The organism is Paenibacillus sp. H1-7, from assembly GCF_022354825.1.
Lineage (GTDB): Bacteria > Bacillota > Bacilli > Paenibacillales > NBRC-103111 > Paenibacillus_S.
Map to the genome: position 1 here is coordinate 3090339 of NZ_CP031168.1, position 16070 is coordinate 3106408.

16 protein-coding genes are annotated in these 16070 nt (G+C 52.2%); 14 read left to right on the forward strand and 2 right to left on the reverse strand.

The genetic code is table 11. The annotated features are described in order from the left end of the window. Positions 1 to 88 precede the first annotated feature (88 nt). The 12 genes from ald (at position 89) to DVH26_RS13655 (ending at position 13197) form a co-directional block, all read left to right on the forward strand. Positions 89 to 1201, forward strand: a complete 1113-nt coding sequence (ald, locus tag DVH26_RS13600; RefSeq protein ID WP_239634221.1) for an alanine dehydrogenase — start codon at positions 89 to 91, stop codon at positions 1199 to 1201. Between the two features lie 54 nt (positions 1202 to 1255). Beyond that, positions 1256 to 2500 (forward strand): alanine racemase, encoded by a 1245-nt coding sequence (gene alr / locus DVH26_RS13605; RefSeq protein WP_345774052.1) that lies wholly within the window; start codon positions 1256 to 1258, stop codon positions 2498 to 2500. Then, on the forward strand, positions 2463 to 3464 hold the full coding sequence (locus DVH26_RS13610) for a serine hydrolase domain-containing protein (RefSeq protein WP_239634223.1): 1002 nt from the start codon (positions 2463 to 2465) through the stop codon (positions 3462 to 3464). The genes alr and DVH26_RS13610 overlap by 38 nt, the downstream gene beginning before the upstream one ends. Positions 3465 to 3741: 277 nt before the next feature. After that, positions 3742 to 4512, forward strand: a complete 771-nt coding sequence (locus tag DVH26_RS13615) for an HAD-IIA family hydrolase (protein WP_239634224.1) — start codon at positions 3742 to 3744, stop codon at positions 4510 to 4512. A 45-nt stretch (positions 4513 to 4557) separates the two neighbouring features. Continuing rightward, positions 4558 to 5112: a glycerol-3-phosphate responsive antiterminator gene (locus DVH26_RS13620; protein ID WP_239634225.1), complete on the forward strand. Its 555-nt coding sequence runs from the start codon at positions 4558 to 4560 to the stop codon at positions 5110 to 5112. A 212-nt stretch (positions 5113 to 5324) separates the two neighbouring features. Then, complete coding sequence (locus DVH26_RS13625) at positions 5325 to 7022, forward strand: glycerol-3-phosphate dehydrogenase/oxidase (RefSeq protein WP_345774053.1); 1698 nt, start codon at positions 5325 to 5327, stop codon at positions 7020 to 7022. Positions 7023 to 7034: 12 nt separating this feature from the next. After that, positions 7035 to 7796 (forward strand): MgtC/SapB family protein, encoded by a 762-nt coding sequence (locus tag DVH26_RS13630; protein ID WP_239634226.1) that lies wholly within the window; start codon positions 7035 to 7037, stop codon positions 7794 to 7796. A 359-nt stretch (positions 7797 to 8155) separates the two neighbouring features. Beyond that, complete coding sequence (locus DVH26_RS13635) at positions 8156 to 9469, forward strand: ABC transporter substrate-binding protein (RefSeq protein ID WP_239634227.1); 1314 nt, start codon at positions 8156 to 8158, stop codon at positions 9467 to 9469. Between the two features lie 20 nt (positions 9470 to 9489). Further along, positions 9490 to 10434: a carbohydrate ABC transporter permease gene (locus DVH26_RS13640; RefSeq protein ID WP_239634228.1), complete on the forward strand. Its 945-nt coding sequence runs from the start codon at positions 9490 to 9492 to the stop codon at positions 10432 to 10434. 12 nt (positions 10435 to 10446) lie between these two features. Next, the gene (locus tag DVH26_RS13645; protein WP_239634229.1) at positions 10447 to 11277 is read left to right on the forward strand and encodes a carbohydrate ABC transporter permease; all 831 of its coding nucleotides are present in this window, start codon (positions 10447 to 10449) and stop codon (positions 11275 to 11277) included. A gap of 54 nt (positions 11278 to 11331) precedes the next feature. Continuing rightward, a complete protein-coding gene (locus DVH26_RS13650) occupies positions 11332 to 12465 on the forward strand; it encodes a hypothetical protein (RefSeq protein WP_239634230.1) in 1134 nt (377 codons plus the stop codon). Between the two features lie 15 nt (positions 12466 to 12480). Next, on the forward strand, positions 12481 to 13197 hold the full coding sequence (locus DVH26_RS13655; protein ID WP_239634231.1) for a glycerophosphodiester phosphodiesterase: 717 nt from the start codon (positions 12481 to 12483) through the stop codon (positions 13195 to 13197). Between the two features lie 107 nt (positions 13198 to 13304). Here DVH26_RS13655 and DVH26_RS13660 read toward each other — a convergent pair whose 3' ends face one another. Both DVH26_RS13660 and DVH26_RS13665 read right to left on the reverse strand, forming a co-directional pair. Then, entirely contained in the window at positions 13305 to 13535 is a 231-nt protein-coding gene (locus tag DVH26_RS13660) for an ATP-binding cassette domain-containing protein (protein WP_239634232.1), read from the reverse strand. Then, entirely contained in the window at positions 13532 to 13915 is a 384-nt protein-coding gene (locus DVH26_RS13665; RefSeq protein WP_239634233.1) for a GntR family transcriptional regulator, read from the reverse strand. Before DVH26_RS13665 ends, DVH26_RS13660 begins: the two co-directional genes overlap by 4 nt. A 216-nt stretch (positions 13916 to 14131) precedes the next feature. On the opposite strand from DVH26_RS13665, the gene DVH26_RS13670 reads away from it, so the two are divergent. After that, a complete protein-coding gene (locus DVH26_RS13670; protein WP_239634234.1) occupies positions 14132 to 15223 on the forward strand; it encodes a GntR family transcriptional regulator in 1092 nt (363 codons plus the stop codon). 145 nt (positions 15224 to 15368) lie between these two features. Beyond that, a complete protein-coding gene (araD, locus tag DVH26_RS13675) occupies positions 15369 to 16058 on the forward strand; it encodes an L-ribulose-5-phosphate 4-epimerase (protein WP_275590471.1) in 690 nt (229 codons plus the stop codon). Positions 16059 to 16070: the final 12 nt, after the last annotated feature.

The window sequence follows — 16070 nt, forward strand, 5'->3', positions numbered from 1 at the left end:
TTCTGTAATTTCAACAAAGCCAACCGTTCTCCAACCTTTTATAATCCTCTCATGAGCTTCATTTCATGAAAATCAAGGAGGATGGGCAATGAGAATCGGCATTCCGAAGGAGATCAAGAACAACGAGAACCGCGTGGCGCTGACCCCTGCAGGTGTCGCAGAGCTGGTACAATACGGCCACGAGGTATGGGTGGAGACCGGTGCCGGGGCAAGCAGCGGACTGAGCAACGAGGAGTATGCGGCTGCCGGAGCACGAATCGCGGATCAGGCGGAGGACGTGTGGGCATTTGCGGATATGATCATGAAGGTGAAGGAGCCGATAGCGGACGAATACCGGTATTTTCGGCGCGGCCTTGTGCTGTTCACGTATCTTCATCTGGCAGCCGATCCGGAGCTTGCCCGTGAGCTGGTGAAGCAGGGCGTTACCGCCATCGCTTATGAAACGGTGGAGCAGAGAGGCATACTGCCGCTGCTTGTCCCGATGAGCGAGATTGCCGGGCGGATGTCGGTTCAGATCGGCGCACAGTTTCTGGAGAAGCGCTATGGCGGCAAGGGTCTCCTCCTTGGAGGCGTTCCCGGAGTGAAGCGGGGGAAGGTGACGATTATCGGCGGCGGCGTAGCAGGGATGAATGCGGCCAAAATCGCTGTCGGCCTAGGCGCCGACGTTACGGTCATTGATCTGAGCGCTGACCGGCTGCGTTATTTGGATGACGTATTCGGACCACGCATCCAGACGTTAATGTCCAATCCGGGCAATATTGCCCAAGCCGTGGAGCAATCCGATCTGGTGATCGGAGCGGTATTGATTCCCGGCGCCAAAGCGCCGAAGCTGGTAACGGAAGCGATGGTCCGTTCGATGGCTCCGGGCTCGGTCATCGTCGATATCGCTGTCGATCAAGGAGGCATCGTCGCAACGGCCGACCGCATATCGACTCATGATGATCCCGTCTATTTGAAGCACGGCGTGCTCCATTACGCCGTGGCAAACATGCCGGGCGCCGTACCGGCTACGTCGACGCTGGCGCTGACCAATATGACGCTTCCGTATGCGCTGCAATTGGCCAATCTCGGCGTCGGGCAAGCGATCGCCAGCAATGCGGCATTGCGGAGCGGGGTCAACGTCGCAGGCGGAAGGATTACTCACCAGGCGGTTGCTCAAGCGCTCATGTTCGACTATGCTCCCGTTGAGCAGGCCGTTTAGTCTGCAACAACAACGGCTTGCTGCAGCACGATCATAAATAAGGGAGTCATGGAGATGTATAGTTACCGGGATACACGAGCCGAGGTGTCGCTGGATGCGATCCACTCGAATGTCGTCCGGCTGAAGCGGCATCTTCAGCCTTCATGCCGTCTAATGGCGGTCGTCAAAGCGGACGGATACGGCCACGGTGCGGTCGAGGTTGCTTTAACGGCCGTGGAAGCCGGAGCGGATTATTTGGCGGTTGCCTTCGTTGACGAGGCGCTGCAGCTTCGTGACGCCGGGATCGAACAGCCGATCCTTGTATTGGGACATACCCCGCCTCGTTCGCTGGAAGCAGCGGTGAGACAGCGAATCGCGCTGACCGTATTTTCCGAGGACATGCTGGATTCACTGGCAGCTTGTGCGGAAAATCTCAAGGAGACGGCCGTGATCCATATCAAATTCGACACGGGGATGTCTCGGTTGGGATTGACGGACGCGGAGGAGACGATCCGGCTGGCACAGAAAGCGGCGGCTTCTCCAGGAATCCGGCTTGAGGGGATTTTCACGCACTTTGCCGACGCCGATGCGGAGGACGCTGTTTGCACTTATGCCCAATTTTCCAAATTCGCGTATTTGCTTATTCGGCTCAAGCAGGAAGGGCTGCACATCCCTATCAAGCATTGCTGCAATAGTGCGGCGGCGCTGCGGTTTCCTTGGATGCATCTGGACATGGTGCGCATCGGCATCGCAATGTACGGGCTGCACCCTTTAGCAGCAGCCAACAACGACGCTGTTGCGCTGACGGCGGCGCTGCAGCTTAAAACGGCGGTTTCCTCGCTGAAACGGATTCCTCCCAATCAGCCTATCGGCTATGGGGGGACGTTTGTCCCGGCCCGGGAGACGGTGATCGCCGTCCTGCCCGTCGGCTATGCGGACGGCTATGCCAGATCGCTCTCGAATCGCGGCTATGTGTTGATTAGAGGCCGCAGAGCGCCTATCGTCGGCCGGATTTGCATGGATCAAACGATGGTTGATGTGACAGGGCTCCCGGAAACGGCAGTGGGAGATGAGGTTGTTTTATACGGTGCCGGTGATAGTGATTGCATCTCTGTCGATGAGGCGGCCGAATGGACGCATACGATTCATTATGAGACGGTTTGCCTTGTCGGAAAAAGAGTGCCCCGAATCTATTTCCGTCACGGGAGGGCTGCAAGCTTTACCAATGTGACATTAGATCGCCGTCCGAAGGCCGGCATTTTGCAAGGAGGAATTACCGACGATGAAGCGATGGGAAGCGAAGCTGGAAACTCATTTTGATACCTACGCTCAGGAACAGCAATACAGCGGTACGATATTGGTCGCTCAACACGGTGAGGTTCTTTTTCATAAAGCTTACGGTATGGCAAGCTGCGAGCATGACGTGCCCAATCGTCCCGATACCCGGTTTCATATTGCATCCATTACGAAGCCCGTCACGGCCCTGGCGGTGCTTATGCTTGCGGATCGGAAGCGGATCGACGTGGACCGGCCCATTGGGGATTATATAGAGCTAGGCCCGCAGCTTAACGGAGATATAACCATCCATCACTTATTAACCCATACTTCAGGCATTCCGGACTTCGAGAAGCTGCCGGACTACGCTTACGGCACAGAACGGACTTTATACAAGGACGCGCATATTTTGGAGCTCATTCAGGACGTTCCGTCAAGCTTTAAGCCGGGAGAAAGCTGGTCGTACTGCAATACCGGCTATAATCTGCTCGGGCTTCTGATTGAACATGCCGCAGAGATGAGCTACGAGCAGTTTGTTGGCCGCAGCATCCTGGAGCCTCTGGGAATGTGCGGAACCGGATTCGGAGCGTCCGACCGGGTTGTGCGCGGTTTGGCGAGCGGCTACTCGCAGGACGGGAATGGAATGCTCGTGAAGGCAAGATATCACGAGCTGGAGAATTTCAAAGCATCCGGAAATATGGTATCTACCGCTGCAGATTTGCTGAAGCTGGATCAGGCGTTGTATTCCGGGCGCAGTCTGCTATCGGAGCCGCTGCTAAGCCGGATGTTCACTCCTCACGCTTTCATTGAGCAGGGCAGACATTACGGCTACGGCTTGTCCATTTATGGCGATGGAAGCAGGGGGCACGGCGGCTGGCTGCCGGGCTATTGGTGCAAATTCAGGCAGTTTCCGGCAAGCGGAAGAGTGATCGTCATGCTGTCGAATCATGATTTTACGAAAGAAGACTCCATTGTGGACCGTACGGAGCAGCTGCTGCTCGCCGAATAATTACCGGTTATTTTTTTTCGTTGACAAATAGCGCTTTCAGTTCTATAATTCATATCAATTCAATGCATTGAACTACGGTAGGTTCGAGTAAATGGAGAAACCCTTATCCGTAATCATGCCTTTCTCGTCAGGAGAGGTGTGTTTACTGTGGATAGGGGTTTTTGTGTTATACGGATATTCCGGAAGCTTGTGTCTGTTAAGCCTGGATTCATCGTAATGCGGGTGGATTCGTGGCTGTAAGGGCGGCGTATTTGAACTAAAAGCGAGGAAGAACGACATGAGAGGATATGTATTTGATCTGGATGGAACCGTCTATTTGGGCGATAAAATGATCGATGGGGCGGCCGAGGCGATAAGGATTTTGCGGGAGCGCGGGGACAAGGTTGTATTTTTGTCCAACAAGCCGATCGCAACCAGACAATCGTACGCCGATAAGCTGACCAAGATGGGAATTCCTACATCGGTGGAGGACGTGCTGAACTCTTCGCTGATCGTTGCGAGGTATTTGCAGAAGAGAGTAAGCAAAGAAGATAAAGTGTTTGTCATCGGCGAGGAGCCGATCTACGACGAGCTGAGGGAGCATGGAATCGAGCTGACCGAGGACAGCAGCAACCCGGATTACGTCGTGCTTTCCTGGGATCGTCAATTCACCTACGATAAGCTGAATGTTGTGTATCAGGCGGCCATTCGCGGCTCCAAAATCATTGCCTCCAACCCGGACGCCACCTGTCCGCTCGATAACGGACAAATTCCGGATACGGGCACGTTCATCGCGGCTTTGGAAGCTGCGACCGGCAAGGCGATCGATCTGGTCGTCGGCAAGCCTTCGCTTATTGCGGCGCAAGCCGCCGTCGAGCATTTGGGGCTGAAATACGAGGATTGCTTCATGATAGGCGATCGACTGGAAACGGACATCAAAATGGGCAATGATGCAGGCATGGCTTCGGTGCTGGTGCTGACCGGAGTGGCTACGGCAGAGATGGCGGCGCTCGCACCTTCTCCTCCGAAACATATCGTGCCAAGCATTAAAGAAATCGTCCGGTTGTAGATAATCCGTGATATAATAGGGTCACCTTTTGAAAGGGGGGGACGTATGTATCCGATCGTCGATTTGGTCGAACATCAAACTATCGCAGCCGTCCAGAGAGAAGAAGAGTTGGAGCTGGCATTGAAAAGTGATGTCAATATCGTATTTTTGCTGACCGGCTCCATTTTCAATATTAAAGAACTGGTGGATCGAGTCAAAAGCGCAGGAAAGCATGTGTTTCTTCACATGGAATTTATCGATGGAATAGCGCCCGACAAGAGCGGGGTTGCCTATATGGCCCAAAATGTCAAACCAACGGGCATCATATCGACCAAGAGCAATCTGATCCGGGTAGCCAAGGATTTGCAGCTGATGGCCATCCAGCGCATATTTCTAATCGACCGCAGCGCCGTAGCGCGAGGCATCAAAGCGGTAGAGCAGAGCCAGCCGGATGCGATAGAGGTTATGCCGGGCATCATGCCCCGCATTGTTAGAGAGATGACGAATATGACACCGCTTCCGATTATTGCCGGAGGGCTGGTGGGCAATCAAGAGGAGATTGACGAAGCGCTCAGAGCCGGCGCCTTGGCGGTATCGGCAGGCACGTCGCAATTGTGGTGATATTCGAATAGTCACGGAGTCGTACATGCCGACTCATATACACTCGCCAACTGAATATTATGAAATGACTGCAGCGATTCAAAGCGGGATGAGACAAATGGAGAAACCTCTTTGGAAAAGTGCAGCCGGAATATACCCGGTTGTTCTTTTTCATGGAGGTTTTTATTTTTTGCAAGCAAATTGTATGAAAAAGTGTGTTGGAGGCGAGTCCAGTGGAAGGGAAATCATCGTTCTCGGCGAAACGCCGGGAAACGGTTTTAAAGGCAATGGAGCAGGAGACGCCGTTGGATCTGCTGGTGATCGGGGGCGGAATAACCGGCGCGGGGATAGCATTGGATGCGGCAACCCGCGGGATGAGAGTAGGCGTTCTGGAGAAGAACGACTTCGGATCCGGAACAAGCAGCCGTTCGACCAAGCTGATTCATGGCGGATTGAGGTATTTGAAGCAAGGCGATGTCAAGCTCGTGCAGGAGGTCGGAAGAGAACGGGCGATTTTGTACAAAAACGCTCCGCATCTCGTCGTTCCGGCTCCGATGCTGCTTCCCGTCTATAAGGGAGGCACCTACGGATATTTGGCGACTTCGATCGGCTTGTACGTCTACGATTGGCTGGCCGGCGTTGCGCGGAAGGAAAGGCGCAAAATGCTGAGCCGGAAGCAGACGATGGAGCTGGAGCCTCTGCTGAAAAAAGACGGTCTGAAGGGAGGAGGGCTCTACTTCGAGTACCGTACGGACGATGCCCGATTGACGCTCGACATCATGAAAACAGCCTGTCAGCGCGGGGCGAAGGCCGTCAACTACACAGAGGTAACGGATTTCGTGTATGAGAACGGCAGAGCGGCCGGCGTCACCGTCCATGACCGGATCAGCGGCCGTCATCACGAGATTCGCGCCAAGCATATTGTCAATGCCGCGGGTCCATGGGCAGACGAGATTCGCAGCATCGACGGTTCGTTGAAGGGCAAGAGGCTCTTTCTGACCAAAGGCGTCCATCTTGTCGTCGACAGCCACCGGCTGCCGGTTCATCAGGCAGCGTACTTCGATACGCCGGACGGCCGGATGGTGTTCGTTATCCCGCGCGGGCATATCACCTATATCGGCACGACGGATACCGCCTACTCGGCTTCGATAGATCAACCGCGCATGACGCAGGAGGACCGCGATTATTTGATCCGGGCCGTTAATGCGATGTTTCCGGCTGTGAAGCTGACGGAGCGTGACATCCGATCCCACTGGGCCGGACTTCGTCCGCTGATTTATGAAGAAGGCAAGGGCCCTTCCGAGCTGTCGCGCAAGGATGAAATTTTCATCTCCGACAGCCAGCTCATAACGATTGCCGGAGGAAAGCTGACCGGATTTCGCAAAATGGCGGAGAAGGTGGTCGATCTGGTGGCCGGGAGATTGCAGCAGTCCGGCGGGAAAGCTTATCCGTCATGCTCTACCGACAAGATCACCATTAGCGGCGGGGAACGGCCGGAGGGCGTATCGTATGAAGACTGGAAGCGGCAGATGATCCAGGATGGGATCGCCGCTGGGGTGGACGGGCAAACGATGCAGGAGTGGGTGGACCTGTACGGCTCCAATGCGCTGCGGATTGTGAAGCGGCTGCCTGAATCCGCACGACTCAACATTCCGCCCCAGCTTCAGTGGCTTCACGCTCAGCTCACCTACTCGGTGGAGGAGGAAATGACCGTAACCCCAGCGGATTTTCTAAGATTGCGCTCGGGATGGTCCTATTTCAACCTGGCCAAGGCAGAGAAATACCGGAACATCGTAGAGAAGATGATGAACGATTTGCTGGATCTTCAACCGGAGCAGAAGGAAGCGCAGCTGGCGATGCTGAACCAGTTGTTCCGTCACTTGCACGAGCTGCCGGTAAATGAACAACAGCTTCAATCGATGACATCGTAGGGAGGCGGATCTATGAACAGCATTTGGTACATCTCTCACATGGATCTGACCATCCGCATATTGGCGGCGGCTGCAATGGGAGGCCTGATCGGCTTCGAAAGAGAATGGAGCAACCACGCTGCGGGACTAAGAACTCATATCCTCGTTTGCATCGGCTCTGCCGCCATTATGCTCCTGTCGATTTACGGCTTTGGAGAATTTGCCACCGAGTCAAGCGTCCGAATGGACCCTGCGCGTCTGGCTGCGCAAGTGATCAGCGGGATCGGCTTTCTGGGGGCGGGAGCCATATTGCGCACCGGGTCGACCATCTCCGGATTGACGACGGCGGCCTCGATCTGGGTTGTTGCCGCCATAGGCTTATGCGTTGGGGCAGGCTTTTTCTTCTGCGCCATTCTGGCGACCATTATGGTTCTCCTCAGCCTGTTCGCCCTGAACAAGTGGGAGAAGCATTTGATGCGGAACCGCAGACAGCAGGAGATCACGATCAAGGTATTCGACAGGCCCGGAATTATGGGGAAAATCGCCACCTTATTCGGTGAACAGGGGGTGCAAATCGTCAATGTCAAAATGAGCTCGGAGGAGCCGCAGTCCGCAGGAGAGCTGCCGGATGCCGTGATGGAGCTGAGGTTCGTCGTGAAGTCGGCCCACCCGGAGAAGCTGATGCGCGCCATTCAAAATATATCCAGCGCCGGAGGGAAGGACGTCATTTCCTTGGATTCGTCGCATTTGAAATTGCCGATCCACAGCAATGCCGCTTCCTCCCATGCCATGTGATGGAAAAGGTCGAAAATTAATGTCTTGTATGCAGCTAGGATTAGTGGTATCATTAATAATTTATTAACAATCCAAAGGATTGACAATGTGCTACCCTGTATGTCATACTTTTTTCTAGGAAGCGAGCTATATTCAATTGTATATGCGATTTTCACTTGGATGCGGAGATCATGAGATAATCCAAGGGACACCGGGTTTGACTGTATGATGATTCATGCAGGCAGTGTCTCTTGCTATTGTCTTTATTGATCTCTTTTTGTCTGCTCATAAATGCAGATAAGTGTGCCGAGCCTAGTACGCTTCGACCGACATGTAAGCCTTTACATTACAATTGTCCAAAGACGAAAGGGGTATTCAGAATGAAAAACAAGAGATGGGTAACCTTAACGGTTGCTGCAGCACTATTAAGTTCCGTTGTGGGGTGCTCGAGCTCCGGCCAACAAGCTGCAGGGAAAATAGAGGATGCCAAGACGGCAGCGGAAGACAATTCCCCGATCACGATTCAATATTGGCACTCCCATGCCGAGAATCAAATGGCCGGCCTTAACTATATGATCAGTGAGTTTAACAAGAAATATCCTAACATTACCGTAGAGCCCGTGTTCCAAGGCGGCTATCCGGATCTGCATAAAAAGCTTCAGGCAGCCGTTGCGGCCAACGATGTGCCGGCCGTTACCAACGTAGAGGTATCCTCCCTTCCTAACTTTGCCGACGGAGGAGTGTTTGCGGACCTGACGCCTTACATCAAGCGAGACAATATGGACTTGAACGATTTTTCCAAAGGCATGCTCCAGGCGTACGCTTATAATGACAAGCAATTCGGATTTCCTCTCATTGTAAGTACGAGCGTGATGGTGTATAACAAAACGTTGCTCGACCAGCTTGGCGTGAAGCCGCCGCAGAAGTGGGATGAGATCGAAGAGTTCAACAAAAAAGTAACGGTGAAGGAGAACGGCAAGACGACTCGTTACGCATTCTCCGTGCCTGGCTGGGATACTTGGTACTACGATCCGTGGATTACGAACGGCGGCGGTACGATTTTGACCAAAGACAACAAATCGGGCTTCGATCAGCCTGACAGCATGAGATGGATTCAAAACTACCAAAAATGGATTAAAGACGGATCGCTGCAAATGGGCTACGGCAAAGGCGCATCCGATGTCATGAGACAGATGTTCCTCGAAGGCAAGGTAAGCATGGTGCAGCACTCTTCCGCCATTATCAAGACGTATGTGGAAAATGCGAAGTTCGAAGTCGGCGTTTCCTTCATCCCGGGTGATAAAGAAAGAAAATCGCATATCGGCGGAGCGGGTATCGTTATTATGAACGGTGCGGACGCGAAGAAAAAAGAAGCGGCATGGAAGTTCGTTAAATTCATGGTATCGGCTGAGCACAACATCAAATGGGCGGATTACACAGGCTACCTGCCGACTCATAAATCGGTGGTCAATACCGAAGAAGGCAAGAAATATTTCGAGAAATGGCCGCAATACAAAGCCGTATTCGAGAACTTCGACAACGTAGCGCCACGCATCCAGCATCCGGCATATCCGGAATTCAGCGAGAAGTATAAAGAAGTCGTCGGTAAAATGATTCTGAACAACGAAGATCCGGTACCTCTGCTGAAAGAGACCGTGAAGCCGATCAACGAAATTATTTCCGATTATAAGTAAGCCCCGAGAGGAGCGGCACAATGAAGGAAACGAGCAGCACGAATGTAAATGTGCAGGTTCAAACGATAAGTAAGTCGAAACGGGCGTCGAGTCGTATGTGGGATGGGCTAAAGGATTTTTCCTTTGCCCTTCCGGCATTGGCTTTCCTGGTTATGTTCATTTATTATCCGTTAGTCAATTCTTTTTACTTAAGCTTTACGAACTGGAACATGACGAAGCCTGTGAAACAATTTGTCGGGCTTGATAATTACGAGAAGCTGCTGACGAACGAGACGTTCTACAACGTACTCAAAATTACGTTTACTTACACCATATTGGACGTAGTTCTGACTTTGGGCATCGGCCTGCTGCTGGCGCTATTGTTCAATGTGTCGACGCGGTTTTTCAACTTTTTGCGCATGCTGATCTTTATGCCTCACTATATTTCGATGGTTATCGTATCGATGATTTTCCTGTGGATCTTTAATGCACAGTACGGCTTGATGAACGAAGTGCTGGAGCTGTTCGGCATGGAGAAGGTGCAGTGGCTGCAAAATCCGCGCACGGCGCTATGGGTGCTTATTGTCGTGTCGGTATGGAAAGGCGTAGGGTTCGCCATGATCATTTTCATCGCAGGCCTGCGCAGTATCCCCGTCGAGTATTATGAGGCTTCGAGCATAGACGGCGCCAGCAAATTCCATCAGTTTTGGAGCATTACGCTGCCGTTGCTGTCCCCGATCACCTTATTCCTGGTCGTAACGAACTTCATTTCCTCCATGCAGGTGTTCCAATCGGTCGACATTATGACGAACGGCGGACCGCTGGAATCGACCAAGGCGATGGTGTACTGGATTTACACGATGGCGTTCTCGGAATTCAAAACGGGCAGAGCCTCGGCGCTCGTCATTATCTTCTTCTTCATTATCGTCCTGCTGACGATGCTGCAAATGTACATTTCGAAGAAGAAAGTTCATTACGAAGGGTAGGTTATACGTTCAATGACGAAATCCATAGGGGTAACCTCCCGTTATATTCTCGCCATTGTGATTACGGCTATTATCTTTTTCCCGGTGTACTGGATGCTGATTACCGCCTTGAAAACGCCTTATGAGCTGCGGATGGCGGTGCCGACCTTCTGGCCGGAGAAATTAATGTGGAGCAACTTTCTTGATGCATTCGGATCCATCCCGTTTTGGCGGTTTGCCGGGAATACGCTGGTACAGACGGTTGGCATTATCTTTTTGCAGATCAATATCGGTCTGATGGCTGCCTATGCCTTCGCCAAAGGGAATTTCCCGGGCAGGGAGAAGCTGTTCATTCTCGTGCTGGCCGCATTGATCGTCCCGGATCAGGTCACCTTCGTTCCCGTGTACGTGATGATGTCCAAATTGGGCTGGATCAACACGTTTTACGCATTGATCATTCCTCACGCAGCGTCGGCTTACGGGATCTTCCTGCTGCGCCAGACGTTCAAGTCGATTAACAATGATGTGATCGAAGCAGCCAAGGTCGATGGCGCGAGCCGGATCCAGGTGCTGTACCGGATTTTGACGCCTATGGCGTTCCCGACGGTCATTACATTGCTCGTTATCAGCTTCATCAACAGCTGGAACTCTTACTTTTGGCCGCTTGTCATGACGAATTCGAACAATATGCGCGTGCTGACGGTCGGTATTGCGATGATGCGGGATTCCATAGCGGGCAACGAAGCGCTGAACTTCCACCTGCTGATGGCAGCGAGCGTAGTGGTCATATTGCCTATCGTCATCGTCTTTATTTTTGCGCAAAAATACATTGTGGCTGCGATGGCTAACTCGACCTTTAAATAAGGGATCAAGTCATGGAATACGGTAACACGGTAAACGATAAAAGGAGACTGTCCATTGAAGCGAAAAACGGTTATGATCTTACTAACCGGCATCTTGTGTACTGCCGTGATCGGCTGCCAAAAGGCCCCGGAGGGCAGCGCCGCCAAGCCAGCGGATAAGCCTGCTGCTGTTGCTGCGCAAGCGGGAGAAGGGGCCAAGACAAATGCTGCTGGCGGAAAAATTACACAAGAAGAAGCCGGAATCAAAATACGCGTCAACATGCCGGAGATCAAACCATTCCTGGAGCAGAGCAAGGCCGGGCCGATTGTGCCCGCTTTGCAGCAAAAAGCGGTTCCTCAAGGGATCGGATTCATTGAAGAGAAGAACTGGATTCTTATCAGCCATTACCGGGAGGGCGGCTTACCAAGCCTCTTGACGGTTGTGGATGCCGGATCGGGCGAGATGGTCAAGGCCATGGAGCTGTATAAGGACGCCAACACGCCTTATACCGGCCATGCCGGCGGAGTCACGGTCAGCAAACGCCATGTGTGGATTTCCTCGGACAGCTATGCGTATCAGCTGAAGCTGGAGGATGTGATCCAGGCGAAAAGCGACTCCAAGCTCACGTTCGCAGGCTCCATTAAGACCGACACGCGGGCTTCCTTCACTACTTATGCCAACGGCGTGCTATGGGTTGGGGAATACGCTAACGGCAAAGACTATCCGACCGAGAAGTCGCACTATATGAACAACCGCGACGATAAGGAATATAAAGCGTGGACCGTGGGCTACAAGCTTGACGAGCAGACGGACCTGCTTCCTGCCGGCAAGAAGGTCGAACCGAATGTGCCGGTCGTTCCCGACTATATCCTGTCGATACCGGACAGTATTCAGGGGATGGCTATTACGCCGAGCAGCATCTTGCTTAGCCAATCGGCAGGCCGTAATGCGGCAAGCACCTTGATGAAGCACAGCAATGTGCTGTCCGAGCAGCCGCACAGCAAGGCGGCGATCGGAAGTGAGACGGTGCCGGTCTGGTTCGTGGATAGCAAGAACAAGAAGGAACCGATGCAAATCCCTCCCATGTCCGAAGGAATCGTTCACTCCAAGGGAATGCTGTACATTTTGTTTGAATCCGGCGCGAGTATGTACAAAGCGTCTTCCAGCTATGCGCTGGACCGCATTCATCTTTTACAAATGAACGATTAATTAGGAGGAGCAGCAATGAGCATTGTCGGATTGGCGCATCGCGGGTATCCCAAACAATATCCGGAAAATACGCTTGTATCGTTTCAGGCCGCATTGGATTTGTCTTACAGCCACTTGGAGCTGGATGTCAATTTGACGAAGGACGGCGTTCCGGTCGTCATTCACGATCCGACGGTGAACCGGACAACGAATGGCAAAGGCCGTGTCCTGGACTACACGTGGGAAGAGCTGCAGAAGCTCCGCACGGACGGGGAGCAAACGATTCCTACACTGGAAGACGTATTGAAGCTCGCCCGAGGCAAAGCGAAGGTCGATATCGAGCTTAAGCAGAGCGGAAGCTTATACACGGGGATGGAAGAGAAGGTATTGGAGGTCATTCGCTCCTGCGATGTGCAGGATCAAGTGTTCATCACTTCGTTCGACCATTACTCGATTCAGCGCACCCGCCAGCTGTCGAGCGATATTGAAATCGGTTTGGTTATCTACGGAGCTACTCCGTCTATCTTCCCTTATGCGAAGGAGCTCGGAGCCAAATATATATCGGTCAAATACATATATTTAACCGATGATTATGTCCGGTTGTGCGAAGAAAACGGGATTCAGCTGATCGCGTGGACGATTGACGACGAAGCAGCGATGCGCCAAATGTGCAAGCAATATCCTCAAGTATGGGTGTGCACGAACGAGCTGGAGAAGTGGAAGGCCTGCGTGCTGGAAACCGCAGCGAATTAGTGCCTGTTCCAATGGAATGTTGAAGGAGCCGCAGCTGCGGCTCCTTTTTCTTATGCCTGAACGTCAATTAGACGCAGGCTATTTTTTCTCCATATCATTTTACTGCATCAGAAGATAGATTCCGGCGGCCAATAGAGCTGTGACGGAGAGCACAAGCAGAGCACCTCTCCGTGATCGGGGCGAATCAGATTCATGATGGATCGAATGAGCATCGTTTTGCCCGACCCGTTGGGACCGATTAACCCTGTAATATAGCCGCTGCGGATTTGAAAATTCAGATTGCTCAGGACGAACTCTCCGCATTGCTTGGTAAACTGACGAAACTCTACGGCATTCATGATCCATTCTCCTCTCCATAAAGAATTGATACTAAATTCGATAGGTCTTGTCGCGTTAGCCCAAGGGCCCGGCTTTCTTTGATGATGGCTTTGATCTGATCTTCCAGCTCACGGAATTTCATCTCCCGGATCGACTCCTTGTTGGTCCCGGTTACAAAGGTTCCTTTGCCGGTGACGGAAGTCACCAGTCCTTCCTGCTCCAGCTCGTCATAAGCCCGTTTTGTCGTGATCACGCTGATTTTCAAGTTTTGAGCAAGATGGCGAATGGAAGGGAGAAGCTCTCCTTCCTGCAGCTGTCCCGATAAAATTTGGATCTTAATCTGTTCCTTGATTTGCAAATATATGGGTTCTCCCGAGGATAGGGATACGGAAAGATGCATGAGTGTACCTCTTTCATAAGTGTATATATCGTATATATACACTATATTACACTTGTGATCAAATGAATAATATGGAGCTCGTTAAAATTAGGCTGAATCGATTAGGATAGGAAAGGAGACGAGAGGGTTCAAGATGTACTTACAACTTGGAAAAATGATATAATATACGAAAATTCAAACCGCAAGAAACGACAGCCAATCCATTCGAGGTGACAGATGACAACCAAGCAGCAGCCCAAATATATGATTTTGAAGCAGGAAATCTTAACCTGGCTTCATTCCGGACGATTGAAGCCGGATGATCAGATGCCGACGGAGAACGAGATCGCCGATCAGTTCCAAATGAGCCGGCAAACCGTCCGCCAGACGTTCGGCGTGCTGGAGCAGGAAGGCTGGATATATCGAATCCAAGGCAAAGGGACCTTCGTGTCCAGCCCGCAGTCAGGCCCCAAGCTCCAGGATGTGCAGACGATCGGAGTTATTACGACGTATATATCCGATTACATATTTCCTCACATCGTCCGGGGAGCGGAATCCGCGCTGCGAAGCCGAGGCTACCGGATGCTGCTGTCGAGCACGGACAACGACAAGGTAAAGGAGAAGGAAAGCCTGCACATGATGATGAGTCAGCCGCTGAGCGGACTTATCATTGAGCCGACCAAAAGCGCGGAGGGCAACCCGAACCTGGATTACTTTTTGTCGCTCTGCTACAAGGACATCCCTTATCTCATGATCAATGAAAGCTACCCGGAGCTGAGTTGTCCGTACATCAAAGCGGATGATGAAGCCGGGGGCTATAAGGCGGCGGAGCATTTGATTAAGCTTGGGCACCGCCGGATTGCCGGTTTTTTCAAAATAGACGATTTGCAGGGAGTCAATCGGCTAAAAGGATTTATGAGGGCGCACCAGGAGCACAAGGTTCCTCTGGTACCGGAAACGGTAATACGCTACACGACCGAGGAGAAGGCGATCAAGCCGTTCGAAACCGCTTATGCGATGCTGAAGCAGGAGGATACGAGACCGACCGCGATGGTTTGTTACAACGACGAGTTGGCGGTACATCTGCTTGAAGCGGTAAGGCAGGCGGGGTTGTCCGTACCGGGAGACTTGTCCATCGTCGGGTTCGACGACTCGACCTTGGCGGTGGCTACGGAAGTGAAGCTGACTACTCTTACGCATCCGAAGATGGAAATGGGAGCGATGGCCGCCCAGCTTTTGATGGACCTCATCGAGCAAAAGAAAGGGACAGCGAGCCATCATGTGTATGATCCGGAGCTTGTGATCAGAGAGTCGACAAGACAAATTTAATGCAGATGTTGTTTGAAGTATCGGGTAAAAAATAAATAAAATGGACTAACAAAAAAAAGATTTCAAAAAAATGTGGAATAAATGTACGTACAAATGTATAATTTATTTAGAACTTATTCATTTTTTTGAAAGGCGATGGTACAAGTTGTTAGTACAACTAAAAAAGGCCGTATGGGAAGCAAACATGGATTTGCCGAAGTACGGCCTTGTTACGTTTACATGGGGTAATGTAAGCGGTATCGACCGCGAACAAGGGCTTGTCGTCATCAAGCCGAGCGGCGTACCGTATGAGCAGCTGAAGTGGGAGGATCTTGTTGTTGTAGACTTGAACGGCAACGTGGTAGAAGGCGATCTGAGGCCATCGTCGGATACTGCCACGCATCTTGTGCTGTACAAGGCGTTTCCAGACATCGGCGGCATTGTGCATACGCATTCTCCGTGGGCGACCAGCTGGGCTCAGGCGGGCAGAGGGATTCCGGCGCTCGGAACGACGCATGCCGATTACTTTTACGGGGAAGTGCCGTGCACTAGGCCGATGACCGAGAAGGAAATCCGCGGAGCATATGAATTGGAGACGGGCAATGTCATCGTGGAGACGTTCCGCGACCGCGACCCGAACCAGATGCCCGCTGTGCTCGTTCACAGTCATGCACCGTTTAACTGGGGCAAGGACGCGCATCAAGCCGTTCATAACGCAGTCGTTCTGGAGGAAGTGGCCAAGTTGGCCCATCATACGTTCGGGCTGAACGCAGGCGCACCTTCTATGGACCAGACACTGCTGGACCGGCATTTTTTGCGCAAGCACGGCGCCAACGCCTACTACGGACAAAAGTAGTGCCATTCTTAA

Bases quoted from the DNA above. Each gene is read 5' to 3' on its own strand.
- ald (WP_239634221.1), top strand. From the start codon at position 89: ATGAGAATCGGCATTCCGAAGGAGATCAAGAACAACGAGAACCGCGTG.
- alr (WP_345774052.1), top strand. From the start codon at position 1,256: ATGTATAGTTACCGGGATACACGAGCCGAGGTGTCGCTGGATGCGATC.
- DVH26_RS13610 (WP_239634223.1), top strand. From the start codon at position 2,463: ATGAAGCGATGGGAAGCGAAGCTGGAAACTCATTTTGATACCTACGCT.
- DVH26_RS13615 (WP_239634224.1), top strand. From the start codon at position 3,742: ATGAGAGGATATGTATTTGATCTGGATGGAACCGTCTATTTGGGCGAT.
- DVH26_RS13620 (WP_239634225.1), top strand. From the start codon at position 4,558: ATGTATCCGATCGTCGATTTGGTCGAACATCAAACTATCGCAGCCGTC.
- DVH26_RS13630 (WP_239634226.1), top strand. From the start codon at position 7,035: ATGAACAGCATTTGGTACATCTCTCACATGGATCTGACCATCCGCATA.
- DVH26_RS13635 (WP_239634227.1), top strand. From the start codon at position 8,156: ATGAAAAACAAGAGATGGGTAACCTTAACGGTTGCTGCAGCACTATTA.
- DVH26_RS13640 (WP_239634228.1), top strand. From the start codon at position 9,490: ATGAAGGAAACGAGCAGCACGAATGTAAATGTGCAGGTTCAAACGATA.
- DVH26_RS13645 (WP_239634229.1), top strand. From the start codon at position 10,447: ATGACGAAATCCATAGGGGTAACCTCCCGTTATATTCTCGCCATTGTG.
- DVH26_RS13655 (WP_239634231.1), top strand. From the start codon at position 12,481: ATGAGCATTGTCGGATTGGCGCATCGCGGGTATCCCAAACAATATCCG.
- DVH26_RS13660 (WP_239634232.1), bottom strand. From the start codon at position 13,535: ATGAATGCCGTAGAGTTTCGTCAGTTTACCAAGCAATGCGGAGAGTTC.
- DVH26_RS13665 (WP_239634233.1), bottom strand. From the start codon at position 13,915: ATGCATCTTTCCGTATCCCTATCCTCGGGAGAACCCATATATTTGCAA.
- DVH26_RS13670 (WP_239634234.1), top strand. From the start codon at position 14,132: ATGACAACCAAGCAGCAGCCCAAATATATGATTTTGAAGCAGGAAATC.